The sequence below is a fragment of the Lysinibacillus parviboronicapiens genome (genome assembly GCF_003049575.1).
Classification (GTDB): Bacteria; Bacillota; Bacilli; order Bacillales_A; family Planococcaceae; genus Lysinibacillus; species Lysinibacillus parviboronicapiens.
Genome location: NZ_PYWI01000001.1, coordinates 36,873 through 53,722 on the forward strand (window position 1 = coordinate 36,873; position 16,850 = coordinate 53,722).

22 protein-coding genes are annotated in these 16,850 nt (G+C 39.1%); 11 read left to right on the forward strand and 11 right to left on the reverse strand.

Features of this window, described 5'->3' with window-relative positions:
• The first annotated feature begins 94 nt into the window (after positions 1-94).
• Both C9J35_RS00190 and C9J35_RS24805 read left to right on the forward strand, forming a co-directional pair.
• Positions 95-295: a hypothetical protein gene (locus C9J35_RS00190; RefSeq protein WP_107922953.1), complete on the forward strand. Its 201-nt coding sequence runs from the start codon at positions 95-97 to the stop codon at positions 293-295.
• A gap of 235 nt (positions 296-530) precedes the next feature.
• Complete coding sequence (locus tag C9J35_RS24805) at positions 531-758, forward strand: DUF3888 domain-containing protein (RefSeq protein ID WP_107922954.1); 228 nt, start codon at positions 531-533, stop codon at positions 756-758.
• Here the strand turns inward: C9J35_RS24805 and C9J35_RS00200 are convergent.
• Both C9J35_RS00200 and C9J35_RS00205 read right to left on the reverse strand, forming a co-directional pair.
• A complete protein-coding gene (locus C9J35_RS00200) occupies positions 755-1,021 on the reverse strand; it encodes a YqkE family protein (RefSeq protein ID WP_054767196.1) in 267 nt (88 codons plus the stop codon). The two genes, C9J35_RS24805 and C9J35_RS00200, sit on opposite strands and share 4 nt — an antisense overlap.
• A 128-nt stretch (positions 1,022-1,149) precedes the next feature.
• Positions 1,150-2,334: an acetyl-CoA C-acetyltransferase gene (locus C9J35_RS00205; RefSeq protein ID WP_201262027.1), complete on the reverse strand. Its 1,185-nt coding sequence runs from the start codon at positions 2,332-2,334 to the stop codon at positions 1,150-1,152.
• 267 nt (positions 2,335-2,601) lie between these two features.
• Between C9J35_RS00205 and C9J35_RS00210 the strand changes: the two genes are divergently transcribed.
• A complete protein-coding gene (locus C9J35_RS00210) occupies positions 2,602-3,573 on the forward strand; it encodes an alpha/beta hydrolase (RefSeq protein ID WP_107922955.1) in 972 nt (323 codons plus the stop codon).
• Positions 3,574-3,910: 337 nt separating this feature from the next.
• Here the strand turns inward: C9J35_RS00210 and C9J35_RS00215 are convergent, their stop codons facing one another.
• From C9J35_RS00215 to sirA, 3 genes are all read right to left on the reverse strand, one after another.
• Positions 3,911-4,381, reverse strand: a complete 471-nt coding sequence (locus C9J35_RS00215) for an S-ribosylhomocysteine lyase (RefSeq protein ID WP_107922956.1) — start codon at positions 4,379-4,381, stop codon at positions 3,911-3,913.
• A gap of 163 nt (positions 4,382-4,544) precedes the next feature.
• Entirely contained in the window at positions 4,545-4,763 is a 219-nt protein-coding gene (locus C9J35_RS00220; protein WP_054767195.1) for a YneF family protein, read from the reverse strand.
• Between the two features lie 100 nt (positions 4,764-4,863).
• Positions 4,864-5,289: a sporulation inhibitor of replication protein SirA gene (sirA, locus tag C9J35_RS00225; RefSeq protein ID WP_054767194.1), complete on the reverse strand. Its 426-nt coding sequence runs from the start codon at positions 5,287-5,289 to the stop codon at positions 4,864-4,866.
• Positions 5,290-5,518: 229 nt separating this feature from the next.
• Between sirA and C9J35_RS00230 the strand changes: the two genes are divergently transcribed.
• From C9J35_RS00230 to C9J35_RS00250, 5 genes are all read left to right on the forward strand, one after another.
• Positions 5,519-5,872, forward strand: coding sequence for a lmo0954 family membrane protein (locus C9J35_RS00230; RefSeq protein ID WP_107922957.1), 354 nt, complete (start codon positions 5,519-5,521; stop codon positions 5,870-5,872).
• Between the two features lie 15 nt (positions 5,873-5,887).
• Entirely contained in the window at positions 5,888-6,526 is a 639-nt protein-coding gene (locus tag C9J35_RS00235) for a PspA/IM30 family protein (RefSeq protein WP_107922958.1), read from the forward strand.
• 106 nt (positions 6,527-6,632) lie between these two features.
• Complete coding sequence (gene liaF / locus C9J35_RS00240) at positions 6,633-7,322, forward strand: cell wall-active antibiotics response protein LiaF (RefSeq protein ID WP_235616161.1); 690 nt, start codon at positions 6,633-6,635, stop codon at positions 7,320-7,322.
• Positions 7,319-8,356, forward strand: coding sequence for a sensor histidine kinase (locus C9J35_RS00245; RefSeq protein ID WP_107922960.1), 1,038 nt, complete (start codon positions 7,319-7,321; stop codon positions 8,354-8,356). The genes liaF and C9J35_RS00245 overlap by 4 nt, the downstream gene beginning before the upstream one ends.
• Positions 8,331-8,963: a response regulator transcription factor gene (locus C9J35_RS00250; RefSeq protein ID WP_054767192.1), complete on the forward strand. Its 633-nt coding sequence runs from the start codon at positions 8,331-8,333 to the stop codon at positions 8,961-8,963. Before C9J35_RS00245 ends, C9J35_RS00250 begins: the two co-directional genes overlap by 26 nt.
• Before the next feature lie 240 nt (positions 8,964-9,203).
• On the opposite strand, the gene C9J35_RS00255 is transcribed toward C9J35_RS00250, so the two are convergent.
• Positions 9,204-10,190 carry a serine hydrolase domain-containing protein gene (locus C9J35_RS00255; RefSeq protein ID WP_107922961.1) on the reverse strand — a complete coding sequence of 329 codons (987 nt, stop codon included), beginning with the start codon at positions 10,188-10,190 and terminating at the stop codon, positions 9,204-9,206.
• Between the two features lie 232 nt (positions 10,191-10,422).
• Here C9J35_RS00255 and C9J35_RS00260 point away from each other — a divergent pair, with 232 nt between their 5' ends.
• Positions 10,423-10,770: a hypothetical protein gene (locus tag C9J35_RS00260; protein ID WP_107922962.1), complete on the forward strand. Its 348-nt coding sequence runs from the start codon at positions 10,423-10,425 to the stop codon at positions 10,768-10,770.
• 41 nt (positions 10,771-10,811) lie between these two features.
• On the opposite strand, the gene tkt is transcribed toward C9J35_RS00260, so the two are convergent.
• The 3 genes from tkt to C9J35_RS00275 all read right to left on the reverse strand — a co-directional run bounded on the left by tkt (position 10,812) and on the right by C9J35_RS00275 (position 14,253).
• The gene (gene tkt / locus C9J35_RS00265; protein WP_107922963.1) at positions 10,812-12,806 is read right to left on the reverse strand and encodes a transketolase; all 1,995 of its coding nucleotides are present in this window, start codon (positions 12,804-12,806) and stop codon (positions 10,812-10,814) included.
• Positions 12,807-12,932: 126 nt separating this feature from the next.
• A complete protein-coding gene (locus C9J35_RS00270; RefSeq protein ID WP_107922964.1) occupies positions 12,933-13,166 on the reverse strand; it encodes a DUF896 domain-containing protein in 234 nt (77 codons plus the stop codon).
• Between the two features lie 217 nt (positions 13,167-13,383).
• Positions 13,384-14,253 (reverse strand): GNAT family N-acetyltransferase, encoded by an 870-nt coding sequence (locus C9J35_RS00275; RefSeq protein WP_054767187.1) that lies wholly within the window; start codon positions 14,251-14,253, stop codon positions 13,384-13,386.
• A 248-nt stretch (positions 14,254-14,501) separates the two neighbouring features.
• Here C9J35_RS00275 and C9J35_RS00280 point away from each other — a divergent pair, with 248 nt between their 5' ends.
• On the forward strand, positions 14,502-15,011 hold the full coding sequence (locus tag C9J35_RS00280) for a GNAT family N-acetyltransferase (RefSeq protein ID WP_107922965.1): 510 nt from the start codon (positions 14,502-14,504) through the stop codon (positions 15,009-15,011).
• Positions 15,012-15,051: 40 nt separating this feature from the next.
• On the opposite strand, the gene C9J35_RS00285 is transcribed toward C9J35_RS00280, so the two are convergent.
• Together C9J35_RS00285 and yneA are read right to left on the reverse strand one after the other, a co-directional pair.
• Positions 15,052-15,717 carry a YneB family resolvase-like protein gene (locus C9J35_RS00285; protein ID WP_107922966.1) on the reverse strand — a complete coding sequence of 222 codons (666 nt, stop codon included), beginning with the start codon at positions 15,715-15,717 and terminating at the stop codon, positions 15,052-15,054.
• On the reverse strand, positions 15,714-16,028 hold the full coding sequence (gene yneA / locus C9J35_RS00290; protein WP_054767186.1) for a cell division suppressor protein YneA: 315 nt from the start codon (positions 16,026-16,028) through the stop codon (positions 15,714-15,716). The genes C9J35_RS00285 and yneA overlap by 4 nt, the downstream gene beginning before the upstream one ends.
• A gap of 164 nt (positions 16,029-16,192) precedes the next feature.
• On the opposite strand from yneA, the gene lexA reads away from it, so the two are divergent.
• Positions 16,193-16,810 (forward strand): transcriptional repressor LexA, encoded by a 618-nt coding sequence (gene lexA, locus C9J35_RS00295; RefSeq protein ID WP_010858610.1) that lies wholly within the window; start codon positions 16,193-16,195, stop codon positions 16,808-16,810.
• Positions 16,811-16,850 lie beyond the last annotated feature (40 nt).

The following is a 16,850-nucleotide window of genomic DNA, read 5'->3' on the forward strand; positions in this document are numbered from 1 at the left end:
TTAAAGTTTACTATCCACGTATATTTCAAATGCCTGCTATTTGAGCATAAAACCACCTATAGTGCGCACATTAAATGCGAGGAGGTGAAAAACCATGCGTAAAAATAACAATAAGAAGATGAGCGAAAACAAGCACAACCCCTCTGACGTTTTTAAATACAATAATACTACTAATGACAGTAAGCCCGACGAAACTCTAAATGAAGAATTTTCTGCTGAATGGGACGCAAAAGTAAAAAATAAAATTAATCTAACCAATTACGACACAAATCAACAAACCAACAAAAAACAATAATTTACGAGAAAAACTAAAGGTGAGAGCTTTAAGAACTCGCCTTTTTTATTTTTATATAGAGTTAACGACCGATCGAATGGAATACTACCTTTATAGCGGTGAATAACTTTGATAAGATATATTATCTTATGTGTGCTCTTATCATTTTTTATGCTCCTGCCAAGTACGATAAAGCATTGATGAGCTTTATAAAAATCTCTCAAGTTTATCACAATGGGCTGCCTAGGATACAAAAATAGTAAAAATTAAACAATTATACAGGATCAGAGGAGCGTATGAAATTACATTAGAAATAAATACTTATTTTGGACCACACAATTCTTTCGGAGTAGATCAAGTCACAATTGAAATGAATACTGACATTACAAAAATAATTGATTTGAAACATACTAAAGACACCTTTCACTCTTCTAGCAAGATAAAAAACAGTGAACCCACATTTGGATTCACTGTTGTTTCTTAGAACTTCGAGCCTTTGTCACCGTATTCGTTGAGTAGTTCCTCAAACGATTTATTTTTCTCACGTTGCTTGCGCTCGAAAGCTAGCTTTGCTTGACGCTCTTCTTCTGCTGCCTGCTCTTTCGCAGTTAAATCTTGCTTGGCGGCTTTTAACTTAGCAAGCACGTCGCCTCCAAGCTGATCAGCTAATGTTACTGCCTGCTGCTTTGGTAAACCTGCAGTTACACTATCGTCTACTCGTTGTTGCTGTTTTCTTTTTTTTCCCATTTCTTTCACCTTCTAGATATCAGTTACACCTCAGCATTGTTTCATTCAGTTTTAACAAACATCTGTGACATTCGCTAGAGGCTAGTATTTCTTAGTGGCGTATAAACGACAACTAAGTAAAATTTCGATTAAGGGCGTTGTACAACTGTTGCTACGCCTTGTCCACCACCGATACATAGTGTTGCAAGACCGGTTTTGGCATCACGCTTTTCCATCTCATGTAAAAGCGTCACTAAAATACGTGCACCACTTGCACCAATCGGGTGACCAAGAGCAATTGCTCCCCCGTTCACATTTAGTTTATCATGATTGAAGCCTAGTTCGCGATCCACAGCAATCGATTGTGCCGCAAACGCTTCATTTGCTTCAATTAAATCTACATCTGTTAATGATACATTCGCTTTTGCCAATGCTTTCTTCACCGCAGTTACAGGTCCTGTTCCCATAATCGAAGGGTCAACACCTGCACTTGCATTTGCCGAAATTTGTGCTATTGGTTGAATACCAAGTGTTAATGCCTTTTCTTTCGACATCACGACAACTGCTGCAGCACCATCATTTATGCCCGAAGCATTTGCTGCTGTCACAGAGCCGTCCTTCTTAAAGGCTGGACGTAGTTTCGATAATGCTTCAGCTGTAACACCTGCACGCGGGAATTCGTCTTTGTCAAAAATAATAGGTTCTCCCTTGCGTTGGGGAATTTCTACGGCTACGATTTCGTCGTCAAATTTCCCTGCTGCCATCGCTGCTTCTGCGCGTTGTTGTGAGCGTGCAGCAAAAGTATCCTGCTCCTCACGAGAAATTTCATAAGCGTCACATAAATTTTCGGCTGTGATTCCCATATGATAGTCATTGAAGGCACACCATAAACCATCATGAATCATCGTATCCACTACTTTCTGATCACCCATGCGGAAGCCCTCACGTGCATTTTTTAGGACATAAGGAGCTTGACTCATATTTTCAAAGCCACCTGCGACAATGATATCAGCATCACCCGCTAAAATTGCCTGTGCTGCTAAATGGACTGCTTTTAATCCGGAGCCACATACTTTATTGATTGTTAACGCTGGCACTTCTTGTGGTAAGCCCGCTGCCATCGCTGCTTGACGTGCTGGATTTTGACCAAGCCCTGCCGATAAAACATTCCCCATAATGACTTCATCGACCTGTTCACCTGCTACGCCTGCACGTGCTAATGCTTCTTTAATAACGATACTACCCAGAGTTGTTGCTGGTACATCCTTTAATGTTCCCTGGAATGAACCAATCGCAGTGCGCACAGCACTTACAATTACTACCTCGTTTGTCATAATCATTCTCCCCTTTTCCCCGTTCAAAAATCAACACTGCATGCATATGCTACTAGCAGATATGTATATTTTAACAAATGTTTTGACGATTTTCGATAACAGAAATAATCGCACTTTTTCAAAAGTTATTGTAAAATGTTGTCGTGTTTTAAACAATCTTAGTTGGGAACATTACAAGTAAGAAAGTGCTTTCGCGGCTGAGGGAACCTTTTCCGTGTAGTGCCAATGTCTGAACAACAAAAGAAACAGGATGTGGAGGTGTTGAAGATGAAGAAGAAAATGCTGTTATTTTCAGGTATTACAACGACGCTTGCCGCTGCAGCAACAGGTCTGTTCGGCTTTGCGCTTTCCAATAAATTAATGTATATTCAGCAAAAAGATCCAGAATTTATTCGTGAACGTGAAACAACTGCCAAACGTTTCGATGAGGTCTGGTACAATCAAAACTTTAAATGCGAATTAAATATCGACTCACCCAATGGCTATTCCATTCGAGGGATTATGTTTCAGCCACTGCAAACGAATAATACTATCATCATCTGCCATGGTGTAACCGAAAATAAAATTAATTCCGTCAAATATGCACGCCTATTTGAACGTCTTGGCTATAATTCCGTTATTTTTGACCATCGTAGACATGGGGAGTCAGGTGGTAAAACTACGAGCTATGGCTATTATGAAAAAAACGACCTTGATGCAGTTGTTAAAACCGTTAAAGCCATGGTTGGGGAAAATGCCATTCTAGGTATTCATGGGGAATCAATGGGTGCTGCAACAATGTTGCTGTATGCAGGAACTGTTGAGGACGGTGCCGATTTTTACATTTCTGACTGTGCATTTTCAGATTTCTCGATGTTGCTTAAACAAATTGCCAAAACAGAATTTAAGTATGGCTCAATTATTCCAATCGGTTTTGCAGATTTTTTTGTCCGCCTACGTGATGGCTATTCGTTTAAAAGCGTCACTCCGGCCGAAGCTGTTACACACATTGAGAAGCCCGTACTCTTTATCCATAGTATTCCGGACACGTTTATTCCGGCTTCGATGTCACTGGATTTATACAATAAGAAAGTAGGACCTAGAAAATTAAAACTTTTTGATACAGGGGCTCATGCGCAATCCTTTAATGAAAATATGGCTGAATATGAGGAACTGATACATGATTTTTTAGAAAGTTTTATCTATCAAAAAATTTTGCATGAATCTTCTTCGTCCAATGTCATTCCCTTTCACTTTTAATGGCTGAAATTGGACGATAAGTAAGAGGCTGGGACAAAACTTTAAATTTTAAGAAAGAGCAGCAAAGGTATTATTAAATTTTTGCTATCCAAAATGAAGAAAAATTTAGACATTCTTCCTTTTGGCATAAATAAAATTTACAAGAGAGCACTAGTTGATGGTAGCGAAGGTGGCGACTCCTGAGGATTAGCGTGACGCCTGAGACTACAGGATCAGGCCACGCCCCCGGAAAGCGTCCGTCCGCCCTAGTGACATCAACGTTCACAGCAAAAAAGTGTTGGATCGACATCAGTCAATCTAACACTTTTTCTCTTTTGTCCCAACCGCTTTTATTGTTTTATTCGGCGAAAACGATAGACCATTCATCGCGTTTGGCTAAAAATTCTTGTGCTAATGCTTGAGCACCTTCAAGGCAATGACTTGCTGCCCAGCCACACTGCACTTCATTGCAAGCAGGTACTGCCGTTGCTTTTGCAACATCTGTAAATGTTTTTTCCAAAATAGTTAATAAGTCGTCATAATCATTATGATTTATTAATGACACATAGAAACCTGTTTGACATCCCATCGGACTGAAATCAACGATATTATCTGAATAGTTTCGGATAATATCTGCCGATAAATGCTCTAAGGAATGTAAAGCTGGCATGTCCATATGTTCCTTGTTGGGCTGTTTCAAACGAATATCGTATTTGTATACTTCATCGCCATTTCTACCTGCTTTTACTCCCGCCAAGCGAACATATGGTGCGGTTACTTTCGTATGATCAAGATCGAAACTCTCTACATTTGTTTTTTCGCGTTCCACTGCTAACAACTCCTTTTTGACTATTATTTCTATTATAACGAGTTTTCCGATAGAATTGTATGATTTTTATGAATTTTATAAAAGTATAACTTCTCTACCATTTCGGGCAAACAAAAAAAGCAATTAGTCTGGCTTAGACTAGTTGCTCCTTAAAAATCCCTAATTATTTTTGGAATTTATTCATTTGTGCCATCATTTGACGTACTTGCTTTTCAGACGGAGTACGACCCATTTGCGCCATCATCATACGAATCATTTGTTCGTTAATTGGTGGGTTTTCTTTTAAATATTTCATCATAGCTTGACGAGCGAAATAGAAACCAAGTGCTGCCCCTGCTGCTAAAGCAATAATTACGATAATAATCCAAATCCAAGTTGCCATCTTGCCAACCTCCTCCACTAACAATATACCGAGAAAAAACTCTCCACGCTCCATTATACACGAAATAGTAGCGTGTTACTATATATTGTCGTGAAAATTACTAGTGCATTGTATACTTCATCGGCTTTAGCCAACCGCACTCATTCTCTTGTTTATTAAAAGCAATAAAGCGTTCACTCATTTTTGCCAACATCTGAAATAGATCTAAATCTAACATGCGTGATCCCTCACAATAGACACAAATTTTGCGTTCCACCAAATAAATAGCCATTTTCCCTTTTATCGGGTGTTCTAAAAATAGGGCATTGCGAGCTTTTTCTAAATGCGCATACTTTGAATCTAGCTGCGCTTCTAACATAGCAGCAATTTCATCGAAGCGAATTGTTTCACATATATATGCGAGTTCCTTTAAGGATTTCTCATTGGCATCTTCACAGCCCTGCATCATTTCTAACAACTTACGCTCTCTGCCGAAAATAAACGTTAAATGCTCTTCTTTTATTTTATATATGGAATAGGTTCTCACCAGAAATCCCCCTTCGCTCAGTTTCTTTACCGTAAGTATAGCCTAAACAAACTCGTTAATTTGTCAAAAGAAGGTGGCATACATCTTCTATTTTTGTCGAAAAGCTTCTAGTTTCGGCTTCTTAAAATTCTCTCAGCCTCGAGACCTAGAAGAAAATCCATTTCCAGTCCGTTTTAGAAGAGCTTTCAAACAGGTACTATAAAGGTACAAACGAAAGGAGCTCACCCATATGAAAAAATTTCTTTTACTAACAGGTGGCATAATCGCAGCATGTGTCGCACTTGCCTTAATCGGCCCATTAGCAGGTTTACTATTCTCAGGTTTATTGGTAGCACTTGGCATGCACTTCTACATCGGAAGCAAATCGACATTCGCCAAAATTATTTGGGCAACAGTTGGTCTAATTGGTGTCCTATCAGCAGTATCTAACATCCCAGCAATGATAGGTCTAGCAGCTATTGCCACTATCTATGTCATCTATAAAAAATGGAATGGCGAAAATGTAAAAATCCCAACAATTGAAGCGAGAGAAGAAGATCCATTTACGAACTTCGAAAAAGAATGGTCAAATTTAACAAAATAAAAGGAGCCAATTAATATGAACTTATTCCAACGTTTTAGATATACAATTGAGGCAGATTTACATCAAGTATTTGATAAGAAGGAACAAAAAAATCCAATCGCGATGTTAAATCAATATATTCGTGAAGCTGAGAAACAAACAGAACAAACTGGCAAATTGTTAGAACGTCAGGGGCAGCTTAAAGAAAAGCTAGAAGTGGAATTCAAGGACAACTCAGCGTTACTAGCAAAACGTAAATCTCAGCTGCAATTAGCAAACACAAGTGGCGAGCAAGATTTAATTGAATTCGCTACAGATGAAGTAGCAGCATACACAGCACGCAAAAATACATTACAAACAAGCATTGAGGCAAGTACACGCGAGTACTTTGAGCTTGAACGTAAATTTGAAACAATGAAGCACAAAATTAAAGATATGAAAGTTCGTCAGTTACAACTGATGGGCAAAGAAAATGTGACAAGAGCGCATCATCAAATGGACGGTATCCTTGCCAAAAACAATAAGACGAACTTCGAGGATTTAGAATCATACATCGATAAGCTGGCATTCCAAATTGATAAAGATCATGAAGTCACTACTTTTGAAGCACGCCTTGCAGCACTAGAAAAAAATGCAACTGATGCTAGCTCACCACTACTAATTGAAAACAAATAACATGTTATAATGGAAAGAAATGCGCCACATTTAGCGGCGCATTCTTTCACGTTTTGTATTAGAGGGATATTATCTCCCTCTCTCATACTATTAAGTAGAAAGAAGGGTGTCCCTCTTGCAAAATTTCACAACAAATAAACTCACATTTTGGGTACTGTGCTTCTTTTTACTCGTTTTTGTGGAGCTTACAATCTTTAATAATGGCGGTGCTTTTTGTTTATTGATTGGGGCTATACTTCTGTATTTAAGCTTTTCAAAAAATATACGATTTTTTAAATGGACAGGAATTTTCTTTATTGCGGTTGCACTCTTTACGATGTGGAGTTTGCGCCTTTTTATCGTCTTACTGCTCTTATACATGCTGTATCATTATTTGCAAAAAGAAAACGAACCTAAAGTCGTAACATTAGAATTTGAAAAGCTTCCAGCAGACAAAAATGAACTATTTGGCACAATGCCTGCACCTGTAGAAGCCTATAAATGGCAGGATGTACAAATACAACGACTTGCAGGTGACATTACAATTGATACGACGCAGACAATTTTACCAGCTGGCAGCAGCCTGATTACAATTCGCCAAGGGATCGGCAAAGTACAAGTTTATATCCCTTATGAAATTCCATTCCGTTTACATTTTACGACGTTATTTGGTGAGTTAACTTGCTTGCATAGTGGTCCGCAGCGGCTCCTTAATGAGAGTGTAGTGTTCTCCGATGGAAATCCTGAGGATGCGAAGCGTACACTCGTTATTCATGTTGCTACATGGCTAGGGGATCTGGAGGTGTTGCGAAAATGATTGCCTTTCTTTCAAGAGTATTTACCTTGTTTTTTATTTTGATTGGTGCTACATTCGGCCTCCTTTTTGCTGTGTGGGGAGAACCAAACGAGAAGGTTTGGCAACCACTCTGGCAACAAAATTACGATAATATTCCGTTAGGTGGCGTTATTTTACTGAGTCTATTTGCACTTAGTCTACTATTTGCTAGCTGGATTAGTATGACGGCTAGGGCAAGAGAGGCGCAAGCAACCCGCTTTGTGAAAGAATTAGTGGAACCTGATTTTATGCTACCGAAAAAACAGGCACTCCCGAAGCCACTGAAAAAGGCGCTCGCGCAAACAAGCGAGCTAATCGATACACAGCGGAAAAGCTTACAGCGCCTATCAAATGAACGCGCTGAAGCCAATGACAAAATTATTCAAGAACGTATTATTGCCGAACGCCAACGTCTTGCTCGTGAGCTCCATGATTCCGTATCTCAGCAATTATTCGCTGCTTCCATGTTACTCTCGGCCCTAACGGAAAGTGATGAAAATGCCAAAAGCTTAAAACAGGTCGAGAAAATTGTTCAGCAGGCACAGCTTGAAATGCGCGCATTATTATTACATTTACGGCCTGTTGCTCTGCATAATAAAACCCTCGCGCAAGGCTTAGAGGAACTCATTATAGAGCTACAGCAAAAGGTCTATTTCCATATCGAATATGAACTAGAGGAAATGGCATTAACTAAAGCAGAGGAAGATCATTTGTTCCGCATTGCGCAAGAAGCTTTATCAAATACATTGCGCCATTCAAAGGCCACAGAGGTTGAATTACTACTTATAGCCCGAGATGAACTAGCCATTTTACGTATTCAAGATAATGGTCTGGGCTTTGATGTTGAAACTGATAAGTCTACTTCATATGGCTTACAAAATATTGCAGAACGTGCTGTTGAAATTGGTTGTACGTACAAAATTGTTTCTGTGCCTGGAGAAGGTACGATTGTGGAAGTAAAAGTGCCACAGCACAAGGAGGTTGTTGAAGTTGATTCAAGTATTAATAGTGGATGACCACGAGATGGTTCGCATAGGCGTGTCTGCCTATCTATCAGCACAGCCTGACATTACCGTTGTTGGTGAAGCTGAGAATGGTGCCGAGGCTGTTGAACGAGCACTTGCCCTACGCCCTGACATTATTCTAATGGACAATGTCATGCCTGTTATGACGGGTGCCGAGGCGACTGTAAAAATTTTAGAGGCTTGGCCCGAGGCAAAAATTATGATGGTTACGAGCTTTTTAGATGATGACAAAGTCTACCCGGCACTAGAGGCTGGCGCTGTTAGCTATATTTTAAAAACATCTAACGCCAAGCAAATTGCTGACGCCATCCGTAAAACAATCGGTGGCGAAACGGTTTTGGAGCCAGAAGTAACCTCTAAAATGATGCATCGTATGCGTCACGGTACGAGTACCCCACTCTATGAGCAGCTAACCGACCGTGAAATGGAAGTATTACTGCTGATGGCAAAAGGTAAGGCAAACCAGGAAATTGCTGATGATTTATACATTGCTTTAAAAACCGTAAAAACACATGTGAGCAATATTTTAGCTAAACTAGATGTTCAGGACCGCACACAAGCCGTTGTCTATGCCTTTCAAAATGGTTTAGCAACGTAAATTTTAGTGATTCCTGCTAGTTTTCAGCGTTGTATGTGATGTTATCAGCTGTTTTACTATTTAAAGCTACACTAAAAAAGGTCCATGGCAAGCATGGATCTTTTCACAAAATGCCTACACAATGTTGACCCCTTTTGTTGTTTTAGTACTACTACAAGCAATTAACATAACTAAATCAAATTTCATATGGCTCGCTCCTTTTATTCAAATTTACTAGTGCTAAGAAAATCCATATATGTCCTATCTTATAGATTGATAAACCATTGAACCAAACTCGTGAATATCTTGAATGTAGTCAAACCCTTGGGGTGAACCAAAGCTATTAAAACCTCTAACTGCTACAATATTCTCTGTTGGAATCACCAATAACGCTACACTTGTGTAGCCAAGAAGTTGAAAACTTCCTTCTGGTAATAAGGGACTTAGCTCTGTCACCCCCTCTATCACTTGTGGCTGAACAAACCAGAAAACACCGTTAGTGGGTAAGTGCTTCGGTTTACTGTTTTGGGATTGAATGGTCGTTAATAATTGGATGATCTCTATAGGTATGACTTGCTTTCCGTTTACTTGACCCTTATCAAGAAGCACTTGCCCCCAGCTAGCTAACTCACTTAATGAGCTATACATATTCATCTTACTACCATCGCATACTTCACTTTCATACCAAAATGGATGATTTTTATGGTCCACTTCTATAAGGTTTTCAATTTTTTCACCGAACCAATTTGTCTCAGTAAAAGACAAAGCCTGAAAAACTTCTTCATTGACGATTTCAGCAATGGTTTTTCCTGTAGTGTTAAAAATAACTTGAGCAAGTATATCTACATTGACATCTCGATATGCCCAATTAGACCCTGCTATGAATTCCTTCATAATTTTTTCATTTTGCCAACGTAAACCGTGAGTATGTGTAACTAAATGTCTTATCGTTACGCTCCCAAAAATGCTAGTATGTCCTAAATAATCACTTAATCTATCATCTATTGAAGCAATATAGTTGTGATAAATTGCATAGGCTACAGCGAAACCAACATATGTTTTACGAACTGAGGCTAGATGGAAGAGTGTATGTGGACCTACCTTTTTCGCCTTTTTTTGTTGTCCATGTACACCAAAGTACTCTTCTAGTATAGTTTGACCACGTTTTTTAATAATAACTCCGCCACCCGTACAATCTAACGCTGAGAAAGTTTTCTGTACTTGTATGATTATATTTTGTGTATGCATGCAATACTCCTTTATCCATCCCAAACCTTAACTAGAAAATCGTAATAGTTGTAGAGGCTGAGCTAGCAACAATATGTAGGCTTTAGTTGTTCGAATCCTTAATATAACTTCATTATACATAATTTGGAAAATATTACTAGCTATTTATTCGTAATAGAAAATTACATCTAGTATACATTCAGAAACCTTTAGTTTCCAACATCGTTGTTATTTGTTAATAGGAGGAGATTATTTGGACACTCGTTTTACCTACGATAACTTCGTTAGCGACAATTCATTTACTTTGCTTGAGCCAATTTTTGAAGCCATTGTACTTTTCTCTGTCATCATGCTTATGATTATCATCATAAAAAAAGTGCCGATTTGGTTTTCTGTGCTCTTCGCGAGCCTTACTGTCGTTATTTCTGGTCAATTATTATTCTTTAGTGGCATAATTATTGATGAACTGGGGCTTGGTGGAAATTCGAAAGACTTCTTTTGCTTTATTGCCACGGCCGTACTACAATGTGCAGTGGTCTTGATTAGCTTGCATAAAACTTCAAAAAACGTAAAAATACCGCAGCGCTCGGCAGAGAGTTAACCCTCACTGAGCATTGCGGTATTTTACATCTATACGAGAGATTATAGCGCTTTGACTTTAGCTACAACATTTTCGACTGTAAATCCGTATTTCTCCATCACTAATTCACCTGGAGCAGAAGCGCCAAACTTGTCGATTGCAAGTACATCACCCTCGAAGCCAGTATATTTGTGCCAGCCGAATGATGCACCCATTTCGATAGCAAGACGTTTTGTTACTGCTTTTGGCAGAACGGCCTCTTTGTAAGCTGCGTCTTGTTTTTCGAAGCGATCCATTGACGGCATGGAAACAACTGCTACATCCAAACCTTCAGCTTTTAACGCTTTTTGTGCTTCAACTGCAAGAGAAACTTCTGAACCTGTTGCAATTAGAATGGCATCTGCTACTTCTTTAGAAGCAGGAGATACTGTGTAAGCACCTTTCGTCACACCTTCACGAACTGTATCGATAGACGCGTCAAGCACTGGTAAGTTTTGACGAGATAACACTAAAACAGTTGGTGTTTTTTCAGATGCTACTGCAAGCTCCCAAGCAACAGCAGATTCGTTCGCATCAGCTGGACGAACAACAGATAGATTTGGCATTGCGCGTAATGATGCTAAGTGTTCAATAGGTTCATGTGTCGGACCATCTTCCCCTACAGCGATGGAATCATGTGTAAATACATATGTCACAGGAAGTCCCATTAATGCAGAAAGTCGCATAGCTGGACGAACATAATCAGAGAATACGAAGAACGTACCACCGAAGACATTAACACCACCATGGAGTGCCATACCGTTCATCGCTGCACCCATAGCGAACTCACGTACACCAAACCAAATATTACGGCCAGCGTAGTTATCTGCTGAGAAATCGCCCGCGCCTTTCATAGTCGTTTTGTTTGAGCCAGCAAGGTCTGCTGAACCACCGAAGAAAGAAGGTGTTTTCTTAGCGATCGCATTGATAGCCTCACCTGAAGAAGAACGAGTTGCGACAGATTTACCTACTTCATATACAGGTAATTCTGCTGCGAAATCTTCAGGTAATTTACCATTCATGGCATTTTCAAATTGTGTCGCTAATTCTGGGAATTCAGCTTTATATGCTGCAAATTTTTCGTTCCATGCTGCTTCAGGTTGAGCACCTTGCTCTACTGCCGCTGCATTAAATGTGTCGTATACTTCAGCAGGGATTTGGAATGGTTCATGTGCCCACTCATATGCTGCCTTCGTTAACACAACTTCATCCGTTCCAAGTGGTGCACCGTGTGAATCTGATTTACCAGATTTATTTGGTGAGCCGAAACCGATAACTGTTTTTACTTCAATAAGTGTTGGTTTGCCAGTTGATTTTTTCGCTTCTTCAATAGCTGTGTTAATCTCAGTTACATCTGTACCATCTGCAACTTTCAAGTAGTTCCAGCCATATGATTCGAAGCGTTTTTGCACGTTTTCTGAGAATGATTTTTCTAAATCACCGTCTAATGAAATATCATTTGAATCGTAAAGCACGATTAATTTTTCAAGCTGTAAGTGGCCAGCTAAAGAAATAGCTTCAGCTGCAACACCTTCCATTAAGTCGCCGTCGCCGCAAAGTGCGAATGTGTAGTGATCGACGATATTATGACCTGGCTTGTTGTAAGTAGCTGCTAAATGGCGCTCAGCCATTGCCATACCAACTGTCATGGCAATACCTTGACCTAGAGGACCTGTTGTTGCCTCTACTCCAACTGTATGACCATATTCTGGATGTCCTGGTGTTAATGAATCCCATTGACGGAAGTTTTGAATTTCTTCCATTGGTAAGCCGTAGCCACCAAGGTGCAGTAGGCTGTATAAAAGCATTGAGCCATGACCTGCAGAAAGTACGAAACGATCGCGGTTATACCATTGTGGATTTGCCGGATTGTGGCGAAGTTGTTTTGTCCATAGCGTATAAGCCATTGGCGCTGCCCCCATTGGTAATCCTGGGTGACCTGAATTTGCTTTTTCAATCGCATCGATTGACAATGTTCGGATAGCATTAATCGCTAGTTGATCCGCATGTTGAGTCATTATGTTGTGACATCCTTTCTCGTCCTATATATTGTTCTTTTACAGTTTAGTCAACATTGTCTTAGAAAACAATGGTTTTGTTATACTATTTGAGATTTATGACATACTTAATAGAATTGTGTCACATTAATTTAAAAATTTATTTTTTTTCGCTTGCTTTACCTTCTCCGGCGTAACATCATTGCCCTCTGCATCTACAACTTTGACGTTTTCAATTGTATCGCGCATAGATGCTCTAAACGTATCCAAATACTCTTTACGCAGTGCAGTACGTTCTTTTGCTTCTTCTTCAGTAAGATTACCTGTTTTAGCTTTAGCTGATAATTCATTAATTCGATTGATTTTTTCTTTTGATAACATAATTCCACACCTTTCAGTACCTATCTTAATGAATATGGTACGCAAAGTATAGCATGAATTGCTTCAAAATGCAGTTATATCAGCCTTTTAAGCGATTTAGTTGTGTTGTAAAATAATGCAAGAAGTATAGCAGAAAAAAAGTGTGTAGCTTGATCCTTTAAGTATCCTACAATTTCTGTTTTTTGGTATGGCTGACCCTAAACCTAACTGTCTTTTTTTACCCAAAAATTTGAGCAGCAAGAGCAAATAGTGTATTGTTTCGAGGTGGCATTTCTACAGAATTAATGATCATAACTGGCGGGTTACTAACCTCCTTAAAGCCACTTTGTGTCAACAATGCGACAAACTCTTCGTTCCCCACTGGCACATCTATTCGCAATTTGCCTTGATGGTTTAAAGCCAAATTATTTAGTATTAAGGAGGCCGTTTGACAATCAGGTGCTACAATTGGTCCTAGCAATAAATTAATTGGCCCTAAAATCGAGATACCGAATCCAATAATTTTTGCATGTTGATCTTTAACGACTAAACATTGTTTGGCTTGTTTTATTCTATTGTGAAGAAATGTACTTCTTTTATCGCCAAATGCTGCTTCGTCTAATGTTAATATTTGATTTAAATCATTTTCATGATAATTTTCAATGGTCATATTATTGGTCGATAACCCATGGTTCACTCTATAATTATCCGCTAGATATTTTTGTACATAATCGACAGTTTTAAAACCCATTTTTTCATATAAGGGTTCGCCTTCTTTTGTCGCAATAAGCATTATAGCGGTATCTCCAGCAGCACTGTCTAAACATTTTTGGGTAGCATCTTTTCCTAAGCCCAATCCTCGGAAATCTTGATGGACAATCACCATGCCAATGGAAGCTATATGCGTATCATACTTAATGATGGCCGCACTTGAAACAATTGTACCTGCTGCATCTTTGTGACCAAATATTTTACCAGATGACAAAACCGTGGCAATTTCAAATTCATCATAATCCCACTCAACTGACGCTGACAATGTAATTAACCCCGAGATATCATTTTCATCAAATTCTACTAGCGCTAACGTATTTTTGTTATATGTAGTCATTTGTTTTCTCCCTCCCTAGTTCCGTGAAACCTAACATCATACTTATATTGATGGCATCATGTAGGAAATTGCACCTGAACGATGTCTCCCAAGGAACATTCGTTCTAATTTTATCTATACAGTTTGAAATTTACAAGTAATGATAACAATATTCTGTACTTCTTCATTGTTTACCAATAAAATGTAATTAATGCAATCATGACTAAAACTCATGGTTGTGATGAAATGAATAAATGGGAGGTAAAAAAATGTTTATAAAATCACCAAGATTAGTAATACGGGAATTTGAGCCTGATGATTGGCAAGCTGTCTATGCGTACACTTCCGATATGAATGTGATGAAATATATTCCTGAAGGTGTTTTCAGTGAGAAAGATGCAAAAAACTTTGTCAGTGAGAACATGGAGGAAGCTAAAAATTTCCCAGTAATTTTAGTAGAAGAAAATATCCTGATAGGGCATATGGTTTTTCATCAATATTTTGGAGAACATACGTATGAAATTGGTTGGGTGTTTAACCCTGACTATTATAATAAAGGCTATGCCTCAGAAGCAGCACAAGCTCTATTGAACTATGGCTTTAAGGACATGCAGTTACATAGAATTATAGCCACTTGCCAACCACAAAATATAGCCTCATACAAAGTGATGGAAAAAATCGGCATGAGAAAAGAAGGTTATTTCAAAAAGTGTATACCGCACGGAGATGACTGGTGGGATGAATATTATTACGCTGTTTTAGCGCAAGAGTGGACGTAAAACCATTCGTAAAACGACAAAAAAAGATTAGGGGCGCAAATTATTTGCCCGCTAATCTTTTTTGATGTTCTTGATATCGTCGATGTACTGTTGCCTTACTCACTTCAAAACCGAGCCCTCTAAGTGACATCGCAATTTCCTCAAAAGTGAGACCGCGATGACGAAGTCGCACGATTTCTTCTATAGGCACTTCTTTGCGTTCCTGACCAGCTGGATTCCCACGATTGGACAGATTTTTTTCAGGACGATAGCCGTTTTCTACCGCACGACGCATCCCCCTACGAATTTTCGCATTATGAATTTTACGTTGGTACTCCTCGACAATCGCTAAAATTTCGAGCAGCATCGTGTCCATTTCATTCAGCTGTACTGGTCCGGCATCACGCATAGAAAAAACATCTGTTTCAGTTTTTTGCAATAAATGTAGCACTGCCATTCGAGCATTACCACGTCCTAAACGTGTTTCATCCTGCACAAATAATGCTTGAATCTCTTGTTCTTTTATGAAATCTAGCATTTCTAGCAGTCCCTCACGCTCGACATCATAGCCGCTATGTTTATCCATAAAAACACACTTTACTTCATAGCCTTGCTGTTGGGCATAGCGCACTAATTCTTCTTCTTGTCGCTCAAGTGACGAACTTTGCGTCTCTTTTTCTGTACTTACACGGCAATAGACGACTGCCGATTGGTGATTATTCATCATTTTCCACTTCTCGCAATTTCAATTGAATTTGTGGGCCTGGCGTTTTCCCCCACTAATGGTATGACCAATGATTTTCCTGCAACAATATTGACGTTTTTCAATTCATTTTCCACTTTCACAATCTTTATCCAGTCATCTGTTTCCATTTTACCACGGTATTGTTCTGCTAACGACCATAAGCTATCGCCATGTTCTATATGAATTTCTGTATATGTAATATCCCCAGGGTCAGTTACAAAAAGGTACCCCGCAAATAGTAAACAAGCGCCGATTAAAATTGAAATATGTGTATTTTTCTTTATCCAGTTCATGAATTATAACCCCTTTTTAGAATGTTTGTTCGGAATGTATGTTCTGATTTTAAAACGAACAAACGTTTTTGTCAAACACTTTTCGAACCTATGTTTGCATAAGTGTTCGCATTCTGCTATACTATCTAGTAAGAAGAACAAAAGATAAAAAGAGGTGAGCAATCATGAAAAAAGTTTCTAAAAGACAAGAAGACATATTAGCATTTATCAAGGAAGAAGTGCGCGCAAAAGGTTATCCACCATCAGTACGAGAAATCGGTGAAGCGGTTGGGCTAGCTTCTAGCTCAACAGTTCATGGCCATTTAGCTCGTTTAGAGCAAAAAGGCTTCATCCGTCGAGATCCAACAAAACCACGTGCCATTGAAATTTTAGAGCCCGAGGATTCCATTCAAAAGCAAAGCGTCATTCATGTACCACTTGTAGGAAAAGTAACAGCTGGATCACCAATTACAGCAATCGAAAATATCGATGAATATTTCCCTTTACCAGATACTTATGGCACAAGCGAAGATCAGCTATTTATGTTAGAAATCATGGGTGAATCGATGATTGAAGCAGGCATTTTTGACGGAGATTTAGTCATCGTTAAACAAAAGGCTACTGCCGATAATGGTGATATTGTCGTTGCCATGACAGAAGAGGATGAAGCGACAGTTAAACGTTTCTTCAAGGAAAAAACACATTTCCGACTTCAACCAGAAAATGCGACAATGGAGCCAATCATTGTTGACCAAGTGACGATTTTAGGACAAGTTGTTGGCTTATACCGCCGCGTGCATTAATGGACTCACAATATTGCTCCATCAAAAAAGAGAAGCATGC